Here is a 9,571-nt window from a genome sequence, read left to right as displayed (position 1 = left end):
TCCGGCATAAAGGTCCAGGACATACTCCCCGAGTCGTCCATCATCAGCAGTACGTTGGGCGCCACCGTCGCCGGGGCGCTGGTCACCAATGGCGAGGTCGCGAGATCGGTGCTGCCGGCCATCACCGCGGCCGCACACAACCAGAGCCAGCTGGCCCATAACGATACCTTCACGGCGCTGAGTCTGGTCATGGGTGTTGCTCCTGAGTCACATCACGACGGTGACTTGGACATAGCTCACCGTATTGCGCGGCCCGTCGGTGCGCGCGGTGATCCGATAATAATAGAGATTACGGTTGCAGGTGAGCGGGGTACTGGTATTGGCCCCCATGCTGTTGCCGGTACAGGTGCTGGTCGCCGACGGCGGCGGCAGCGAACACTGGGGGGGCGGTAAGCCATTGGGCTGGATTGCCAATCCGGGATTGCCCGATCCGTTGCACAGCCGGTGGATAACGTAGGACACCTGGTTGCCCGCGGCATCCGTATGGTTGCCCCCAGCATCCGTCGCGGCCACCGCCCTGCCGACCAGTACATTGACCCAGAACGCGTCCCAGGTCTGTGGCGGGGTGGTGGCGGGGTCCGGGTCCTGCCGGGTGGCGAAGTAGCCGTTCGCGCGGTCATCGTTGTACAGGGTGGCGCCGTTGTTGGTCTCCAGCCAGCCGATGGCCGCCTCGATGCCGACATCGGCGGAATGGGGTGCGGACTGTTTGAAGGCCAGATTGCCACTGATGACCCCGGCGGTATCCACCGAACGGATCAGTGCCGCGCTGGCCAACATCATCGTCACCAACACGATCATGGTAACCGCCAGCACGACGCCGCGCTGCTTTCCCGCTGGACCCAAGGCGCCGGTCAACATCCCGCTAGTGCCCCCAGCCAAAGAACGTTGCGGATCGGCACCACGGTCTCGAATTTGCGGTAACGGTAGAGAAACCACTCGTTTTTCCATGTCTCGTTAGGGGGCGCATTCGCCGGGACGCTTAAGTCAATGGCATTGACCGTGCTGCCGGGCGGGTTTATGGAACTGCCGGCCCAAATGGGAGCTTCCGAGGAGGGTACATTCGTCGCGTCATATCTGGTATTGCTTTCACGCACATACTGGGCATTGCGCGCCACGACCACGATCCGCACGGCGGAAATCCGTGCCCAATTGCACTGAAAGCCGGAACCGGCACTCGGGGTCGTCTGATTATAGACATCGGCGATGCCGTCCATCGGGATGGTGGTATCGCGACCATACTGAGCACGCAGACTGACGATATCGTTGACGATCGGCACCCACACCGTGGTATCGGCGACAACGCTCGCGGTGGTGTCACCGCAGTTATTCACCCGGTAATCGCAGACCGTCAGGTTGCCGCCACGAATGGCATAGGCCTGTATCCTGGGGTTATTGCCGATATTGAACAGCGTACCCCCGGTCATGCCCGCCACCCAGGCCGAAGGGGTCACGGTGGGAGGGGTCACGGCGAGGGGATCGCCCGTGACCTGGGCCAGGGTGAGGCCACAGGGGTTTGGCCGAACCGACGGCAGGGCGATGACGAAATCATTTCTGGCAAACGCAGTCGGCGTCTGCACGCTGTAATTGGGGCTGGTACTGGTGGCGATGATATCGCCTTCCGCGGAGCCATTGCCATTACCATAAACGATGAGCAGGGTATCGGTGTTGGCATCCCCGACCGGAATACCGCTATGGTTAATGGTGACGGGGGCCATCGCGGTCAGCGTGACCGTCACGGCGGGCGTGACAGCGGTCGGCACCCATGACAGATTGCAGCCGAGCAGATTAAATGAGCTGACACCGTAACCGGCCTGACGCAGATCATCTTGCAGGGTGTAGAGTGCAAAGATACCACTGGCCTGCGCATCACCGCCGCTGCTGATACTGCGCTTTTTCCCTTCGAAGGTGATAAATATCTGCATAATGACCACCATGCTGACGACCCCGATGAGCGCGGCGATCAGGATTTCGATCAAGGTGAAACCGGCAGCGGCACGCCGACCCGACAGCAATGGCGGCACTGGTGTCATGGCGTCAGCTACTTGATGTCAGCAATGACAACATATTGATGCACTTCCGTGGCCCCCGGCACTTGCCAAAACACGGTAATCGTCACGTGACTCTTGGCGGTGGCCGGCGCAGCTGTGCCGGCGACGTAGGTCACCGCCACCGTGGGTGGGTGCTCCACCGCGCCCGGCAATTGGCCGTTCACGTCAGTCTGCCAGGTCAGGTACTTCGCGCCGTCGGTCGCGAAATTGGAGGCAAGCGTCGCTGGCGTACGATCGTCCGCCCACATCTGGCCAAGCAAGGCATTGGCCAGAAAGCTCGCATTGCCGCGATATTCGGCCAGGCTGTTATTCCTGATCGAGGCGGCCTGCAGACTGATGGCGCCGAGAATGCCCACCGAGAAAATGGCAGCGGCAATCAAGACCTCCAGGAGCAGATAGCCCGCTTGCCGGCCGGCCTGGCGCGGAAAGGTATTCATCAGGAACACTTCCTTGGGTCGCTGGCGGCGGTGACGGCCGGGTCGCACAGGCGCATCTGTCCAGCGGCGGAGACAACGATGCGAAGACAACGCCAGGTCCCGCCGGCCGCCAGGCAGGTGCCGGTGGCGTTGCTGATATCGATCTGGACAGTGCTACGGCCGGCGAGCATATTGGTTACCCGGCCCAGACCATTAAAGTCGATTTCCGCTTGTGTGGCCGCAATCACGCTGGTACCCGTCCCTTCGGCAGCAGGCCGCGTCTGCACGATATAGGGGTTGTTGGCGTCCGCAACATTGGGCGGGAGGGGCGGATCGGCCGGGGTGGCAGCGCATGCACCCGCGGCGGGATTCACGCTGACGACCCAGTTGGGGCCAGCGACGGCCAGGGCACAGGCGGCGGTCAGGGTGTCGGTGAGCTGGAAACGCACCGTGGTGTTGCGTCGCACCGCCTCCGCCCGCGTGAGTTGCAACCCATTTTGCAGGGACTCGGTCGCGGTGCGAATCCGGCCGTTCTGGATCCAGTCCATGAAACTGCGCAGCCCCATCACCAACAGGACGGAGAGGATCGCCATGCCGACGACCAGTTCGATCAGGGTGAAGCCCCGCCGGCGCTCAGGATGGTTCAACACTTACCGCCCTTATTGGTGACCCAACAATTCGTACTCGGCAGCGACCAGCCGGATCCGGACGGCACCGCCGTGGTCTTTTTCGTATTCGATTGATCGATGGTGAAGGTGAAGCCGGCCATTGCATTCTTGCCAGTCGCCTGGAGGGTATAGGTGGTGGCCGTCCAGCTCGGGCAGGTAAAATTGAAATATTGACTACTCGCCGTATCGACTAAGCCGGCAACGCTACCGCCGCAGGTTTGGTCATCGCCATAGACCCGGTTATCCTGAAAATACTGATCCATGGCCACCCTCCTGGCCGCAAGATAGCCGAGTGCATCCGGTATTCTCCCGCGGATCATCGCATCGCGATAGGCGGGAAAGGCAAACGCGGACAAGATGCCGATAATGCCCACCACAAACAAGAGCTCGATCAGGGTAAAGCCGGCGGGATGGGGGGGCAGTGTGACGGGGCTGAGTGGGTGAGCAATCATCTAACGACCTTCAAATGGACCGAGGTGGGCCGATAACACGCATGACCTGCGCCACGGTGGGGCCTTAGGATCGTCGCGCACCCGCGTGGGTTACGCCGAAGCCCACCCGACGGGGACTGTCATCGTCCAAGGTAACCGGTTCGCCGCGGGAGGGGCTAACGGCCATGGCAGCAACACCGGCCACCCCAGACCATGAAGGCCCAGCGGCCTGCGGCCGCGCTGCACTGCCGAGTCGCTACGCTGAGGTCTCGTCGCGGCCAGATGCCGCGGCTACAGGACCCGATGCAACTTTCACGGCAAAGCGCTGGGCAACCATAAGGCGAGAGGCGTTGTAAAGAAACCTTAACCGGCTACTCCGGAAGTATCCGAGCCCCGACGCGCACAGTCAAGACCGCAGGTGGGGTTCACGGGTCTCTTGGAGCGTAGCAAAAGTCACATGAAGCGTTTTGTGATGTGAGTCGCACGCTGGACGTACTGCGCAAAATAAGACCGCCCGGCAAGCATTCAACTTGTTCCTGCCAGGGTCTTTGCGGTACCAGCGCGGCTAGCCGGCTTACCGGGGCGCTCGGTCGGATCAGGCGCGCGCACGGTGCCGACAGCAAAAACAGTCACCTGAAGGCCACCACCAGACGACGTCGCCCAGCGTGGCGGCCGCTCGATGAAGGGTGGAGCGAACCCCGCAGGGGATCAGAGTTCCAGCAGCGTCGCCATCGTCAGGTAGAACGCCTCCAGCCATGGCTCCGGTGTCTCGAACTTCCAGGCTTGCGGCTGCGCGGTCTTGGTCTGTCGTGAGCTGACATAGACAACCTTGCCGTCCCAAGTCAGTTCAACCGCATAGGAGGCCTGACCACCGGGGATGTGCAGCGCCAGGCCAGAGGGACAACGCTCCCCACCGAGCACCCCCATGACCAGACCGCGCGCCCGGTCAGGCCGCCGCTGATAATCATCCGGCCAGATCTCCTTGAGCACATCGATCCGGACGAAACTGTCTTCGACATCGGCAAACGCCTTAAACAGAGGCGCCGCCGCCTCGTGCCGCCGCTGGGCCAACTCCTGCGATGAGCTCTTGCCCGTCGCGGCAGCGGCCTGCCGACGTTCTGCTTCGGCCTTGATTCTGCTCAATGTGTCATTCATGGCTTACCGTCTTAGCCCCATCTATTGCGGGGCATCCTGCAAGTTTAAGGTCCTAGCTGCTGGTGCTGTCGTGCCCGCCGCAGGGAAACCGCCAGTCGAACAGCGGGTAGGGGGCTCGACGGTGCGGATTATCACAAGAATGACCGTCCAGCCGCAAGTAGGCGATACCGCATTGAACCGCTCATTGCAGTCGCTACCGCAATGCCTTACATGCCGTCCATAAAAGGCGGTAACCAAATGATAAATATTGCGTTAGCGCCAGATTGGCCGACCTGCTGCACACCTTGATCAGGCGTGCGGGGGCCGCATTTGCAGACGCGCTCGTGGGCCGCTGGGCCACCGCCCGGGCGTCCAGCCAGTGGGAAGTCTAGGGATCGGGGTGCAGTACGCTCCCGTGCGCCAGCGCGATTGGAGTGACGACGCGGTGGCCGTGTGACCGAGCGGTGTCGGCAGGAGCGCGGCGAGCACCACAGCGCCCGAGCCCGCCCACACCGGGCGGCGCAGCCGCGGGCGCGTCATGGCAGCTTCAGTGCCGTGGCACGCTCACTGCCATTGAGCGCACCGGCGCAATCACCCGCCAGATAGGCCCAGTTCTCGACATTACGGATGGCCCCGTTACCATTGAACTTGGGGTCCTGGGGTTCATGCCTTGCCATCCGTAAGAATTATCCGCCGGATAGTCCTCAGTCCCGACCTGACTATGGCTTCATTCGTACGCGATGACGCGCGCCCAGTTATCTTAACCTGACAGCACATTGGCACCGCCGGCAAAGAAGCCCTTTTCGCTATAGACCACCGTGAGCCGGTCTTTCCAAGCCCCGTTGAACACAAAGGCCTCGGTATTGGTCTCATCAGTGCTGCCACGCTCGGGTGGGTAAGCGCTGAAGATGAGCTGATTGGAACCCAGCGCCGCCTGGATCTTCACGGCTTGCCGGCGGCACCGAACAGGCGGTCCAGGTCCGCGATCAAGGCGCGGTCGGGCCGGGCGGCGAAGACCCCGCGCGACTGGCCCGCGGACGGCCGCATCCCGCGCAGGAAGAGATAGCGCACCCCGCCGAAGGCCTGATCATAGTCATAGTCACGCAGGCGGCGGCGCAGATAGCGGTGCAGCGCAACCGTATAGATCAGGTATTGCAGGTGATAGCCGTGCCGCACCATGGCGGCCGCGAGCCCCGCGGGGCCATAGTCGTCCAGGCTGTCGCCCAAGTGGTTGGATTTGTAATCCAGGATGTAGAAGCGACCGTCCACCCGGATGACCAGGTCGACGAAGCCCTTCATGAGACCGGACAGACCCAGGCGTCCGGCGCCGCCCCGGGCCCGGCTCAACGCACCCAGGGTCGGCACCTGGTGGGCAGCGAGTACCGCGTTGAGTGCCGCGGGATCAAAACCGTCCAGGGCGAAGTGGAACTCCAGCTCGGTGCGGCGATCCCGCGGGCTGAGGTCGCGCAGTTGCAGGGTCTGCGGCCCCAGTGGGGTATCCAGCACCCGCCCGACCAGCTCCACCAGGGTCGCCGACCAGTGTGGCTCCAGGCCGTGCCGGGCCAGGGCCGCGGTGGCCGCCCGCTCCAGGGTCGGCCCGGTGGCGGTGCGAAAGTCCAGGTGCTCGAACAGGTCGTGCAGACAGTGCCCGGCGCGGGCGCCACGGGGAAAGCTGAAGATGGGATCGGGCGGGGACGCCGCACCGGCCGCGTCGGACGCCACCGCGGCTGCGGATTGCGCCTCGGGCGCGGCCAGCGCCCCGGATTGCAGGTCCGGCAACGGCACAATGGCGTCATAGTCCGGCCGCTCCACGTCCCGCCCCTGGGCCAGGGCCGAGAAGCTCAACAGCCGCCAGTCGTCCGGGATCAGACCGCGGAAGACGGCCGCGCTCAGGGTCGGCACGGGACCGGGCGCCGGCGCCGCGCCGGGGGCTCTGTCGAGCGCCACGTCCTCGACCCGGATGGACCCCGCCCAGTTCGCCGCCCCGTTCCCCGTCAGGTCCGCCGCCAGGTCCGCGCCCAGGCGTTCGACCTCAGCGCGCAGCGCGGCGTTGTCCAGGCCCGACATCCGCCCGGCGGCCGGCTCCCCGTTTGGCCCCTGGTGGAGCAGATAGGCGGCGGCCGAGCCCTCGGCATCGTTGACCGGCCCCCAGTGGATCACGCAGCGATGCCGGGCGCGGGTGACGGCGACATAGAGCAGGCGCAGGCGCTCGGCCAGGTCTTCTTCGGCCTCCAGTCCGCGATGGGCCGCCTGGTCCGGCGACCCCAGGTCCAGACAGGCGGCCAGGGTCGCGCGGTCGTGGAAGGCGACCGGCTCGCGGCTGCTCGGGTCCCGCCCCTTTGACCAGGGCAGCGGCAGGAAGACCACCGGATACTCCAGTCCCTTACTCTTATGGAAGGTGACGATCTGGACCAGATTCTCGTCGCTCTCCAGGCGCAGCAGTGCGGCCTCGCCCCCGCGCTCACCCTCGCCGCGGCGGCGCTGCGCGAGCCAGCGGGTCAGGCCCTCATGGCCCTGGTGCTCCCGGGAGGCGGCCTGGGCCAATTCGGTCAGGTGCAGCAGGTTAGTCAGGCGCCGCTCCCCGTCCGGCCCGCGGCGCAGCCGCTCCGGGACCTGCTCACCGTGGATCAGTGCATCGAGCGCGGCCATGAAACCGCGGTTACGCCACGCCTCCCGATAGCCGTCGAAGCGCCCAAGCACCGCACCCCAACGGGCGTCCGCCGCCGCGGTGCCGTCATCCGCCGCCCCATCCCACTGGGCCTCACCCAGCGCGGCCAACTCGGCGGCGGTCCACCCGAGCAGCCGGGTGGCGAGCGCCGTGCGCACCCGGGTCTCCCCTGCCCCCGGTGCCAGCGCGTCCAGCAGGGCGGCCAGGTCCTCGGCCTCTTCGGAGTCGAACACCGTCTCCTGGCCGATGCTGACGCAGCCGATATCAAGGGCGGCCAGCGCGTCGCGCACCAGCAGTCCGTCCCCATGCTTGCGCACCAGCACGGCGATGTCCCCGGCGCGCAGCGCCCGCTCGCCGACCCGGGTGCGGCCGGCGGCGGCACCGCGCAGCAGGTCGGCGATCTGCTGGGCGCAGTCCTGGACCGCCGCCCGCCGGGCGGCTTCGGCGACGATGCGGTCGCCCTTCTTGGTGGCATTGTCCGCCGTGAGCGGCAACCAGCGGAACACCAGTGCACCCGCCGTCTGCCCCTCGATCGAGAGCGGCGAGCGGTCGGCATCCGACCCGGCCGCCACCGGCTCGAAGCGGATATCCGGCTCGAAGATAAAGGGCGCTTTGACCCGCCCGAACAACTGGTTGACCGCCTGCACCAGCGCGGCGGCGGAGCGGCGGTTGGTATCCAGGGTATGGACCTGACCCGCCCCCTGGGCCTGCCGGCGGGCGGCGATATAGGTAAAGATGTCGGCCCCGCGGAAGCCATAGATCGCCTGTTTGGGGTCGCCGATCAGGAACAGCCCAGTGGCCGGTTGATTGCCGTAAAGACCCTGCAGGATGCGGTACTGGAGGTCGTCGGTGTCCTGGAACTCGTCGATCAGTGCCACCGGATGGGCCGCGCGCACCCGCGCCGCCAGGGCCACGCCGCGCGGCCCGGCCAGGGCCTGCGCAGTACGTGTCAGCAGGTCGTCGAAATAGATCACACGCCGCTCGTCCTTCAGCCGAACCAGATCCGCGCGTAGCGCGCCATAGGCCGCGATCAGGGTCGCGGCCCGGCGGGCGCGGTCCAGGGTGTCCGGGTCGATGGCCGCCAGACGCTCACACAGACCGAAGAAGGGGTGCTCGGGGGTGGTGCCCTTCTTCTTGGTCGCGCCCTTGAGCTTGTCCGGGGTGAAGAGGACCAGGCGCTCCGGGGGTTGGCTGGTGGGCAGGCCATTGCAGTAGGCGTCCATGGCGGCGATCCCCTCGGCCACCGCGCCCGGCTTGTAGCTCGTGAGCGATAGCGAGGGGTTGTCACGCAGCAGTGCGGTCACCGCCGCGCGGGCGCCTGGCCAGGCGGCGGCGAGTTCCCCGTGCAGGCGCAGGAGCGACTGGCGCAGCCGCTCATAATCGCCGGTCGCCGCGGGGAGCAGGCGCGGCGCGGCCCGGCCCAGGTGGGCGGCCAGGGCACTCAGCAGGCCGTCGGGGCCGCCCGGCCACTCGGCGAGCAGCCAGGCGGCCTCCTCGCCATCCGCCCCGGCCATGCGGCGGCGCCAGAAATCCTGGGCGGCGGCCTGGCGCAGGTCCTGCTCATCGGTGATCAGCTCCGCGTCGAACGGGGCGCCGCTCTCGAAGGCAAAGTCCTTGAGCACACGCCCGCAAAATCCATGGATGGTGCGGATGGCCGCCCGGTCCAGGCTGGCGATGGCGGCATCCAACCGGGCCAGGGCGAGGGTCGCATCACCCTGCTGCGCCAGGGTCGCGGCCAGCAGCGGGTCGCGCGGCGCGCCGTTCGGGGGCGGCGCGGTCAGCACCGCCCGCGCCTCCCGCAGCCGACGGGCGATGCGCTCGCGCAACTCCTCGGTGGCCGCCTCGGTGAACGTCAGCACCAGCACCTCGTCCACCCGCCGGCCATCCAGCACCAGGCGCAGCACCAGGTGGGCGATGGCGTAGGTCTTGCCCGTGCCGGCGCTCGCCTCGATCAGGTGCAGACCCAGGAGCGGGATGGTGAGGGCGTCGAGCGGGGTGCCACTAGTATGGATTGAGTCTGGTTGATTCATCCTGGATTCGCTCATCGGTTGGCGCAAGTTGGCCGGTCAACAACTGGTCGAGGCTTTACCGTGAAAGTCGCGCCGGGAGCGCGCTCCACTTCTCCCTCCCCCCTTGTGGGGGAGGGCCGGGGAGGGGGAACGGCCAAGGCGCCCGCCACTTTCATCGTTCGGGGTGGCGCGGGCGC

The 9,571-nt window shown here is 66.1% G+C and carries 10 protein-coding genes; all 10 read right to left on the bottom strand.

Translation table 11 applies throughout. The annotated features are described in order from the left end of the window. On the bottom strand, positions 1–191 hold a 191-nt coding region (locus tag QZY44_RS15055; protein WP_295447617.1), incomplete at its 3' end, for a hypothetical protein. 16 nt (positions 192–207) lie between these two features. Further along, complete coding sequence (locus QZY44_RS15050; protein WP_295447614.1) at positions 208–858, bottom strand: hypothetical protein; 651 nt, start codon at positions 856–858, stop codon at positions 208–210. Beyond that, positions 852–1,976 carry a PilW family protein gene (locus tag QZY44_RS15045; protein WP_295447612.1) on the bottom strand — a complete coding sequence of 375 codons (1,125 nt, stop codon included), beginning with the start codon at positions 1,974–1,976 and terminating at the stop codon, positions 852–854. The genes QZY44_RS15050 and QZY44_RS15045 overlap by 7 nt, the downstream gene beginning before the upstream one ends. 62 nt (positions 1,977–2,038) lie before the next feature. Then, positions 2,039–2,485, bottom strand: coding sequence for a prepilin-type N-terminal cleavage/methylation domain-containing protein (locus QZY44_RS15040; protein ID WP_295447608.1), 447 nt, complete (start codon positions 2,483–2,485; stop codon positions 2,039–2,041). Further along, entirely contained in the window at positions 2,485–3,114 is a 630-nt protein-coding gene (locus tag QZY44_RS15035) for a GspH/FimT family pseudopilin (protein WP_295447605.1), read from the bottom strand. Before QZY44_RS15035 ends, QZY44_RS15040 begins: the two co-directional genes overlap by 1 nt. Next, complete coding sequence (locus QZY44_RS15030; protein ID WP_295447602.1) at positions 3,108–3,584, bottom strand: type IV pilin protein; 477 nt, start codon at positions 3,582–3,584, stop codon at positions 3,108–3,110. Before QZY44_RS15030 ends, QZY44_RS15035 begins: the two co-directional genes overlap by 7 nt. Before the next feature lie 687 nt (positions 3,585–4,271). After that, complete coding sequence (locus QZY44_RS15025) at positions 4,272–4,718, bottom strand: hypothetical protein (RefSeq protein WP_295447599.1); 447 nt, start codon at positions 4,716–4,718, stop codon at positions 4,272–4,274. 515 nt (positions 4,719–5,233) lie between these two features. Further along, positions 5,234–5,374: a hypothetical protein gene (locus QZY44_RS15020; RefSeq protein WP_295447596.1), complete on the bottom strand. Its 141-nt coding sequence runs from the start codon at positions 5,372–5,374 to the stop codon at positions 5,234–5,236. 83 nt (positions 5,375–5,457) lie between these two features. Continuing rightward, positions 5,458–5,643, bottom strand: coding sequence for a hypothetical protein (locus tag QZY44_RS15015; RefSeq protein WP_295447593.1), 186 nt, complete (start codon positions 5,641–5,643; stop codon positions 5,458–5,460). Next, the gene (recB, locus tag QZY44_RS15010) at positions 5,640–9,395 is read right to left on the bottom strand and encodes an exodeoxyribonuclease V subunit beta (protein WP_295447591.1); all 3,756 of its coding nucleotides are present in this window, start codon (positions 9,393–9,395) and stop codon (positions 5,640–5,642) included. The genes QZY44_RS15015 and recB overlap by 4 nt, the downstream gene beginning before the upstream one ends. Positions 9,396–9,571: the final 176 nt, after the last annotated feature.

Origin of the sequence: uncultured Thiodictyon sp. (genome assembly GCA_903837595.1) — a bacterium.
Taxonomy (GTDB): domain Bacteria; phylum Pseudomonadota; class Gammaproteobacteria; order Chromatiales; family Chromatiaceae; genus Thiodictyon.
Note: the sequence above shows the minus strand (reverse complement) of the source record. Positions and strands in the feature narration are given on the sequence as shown.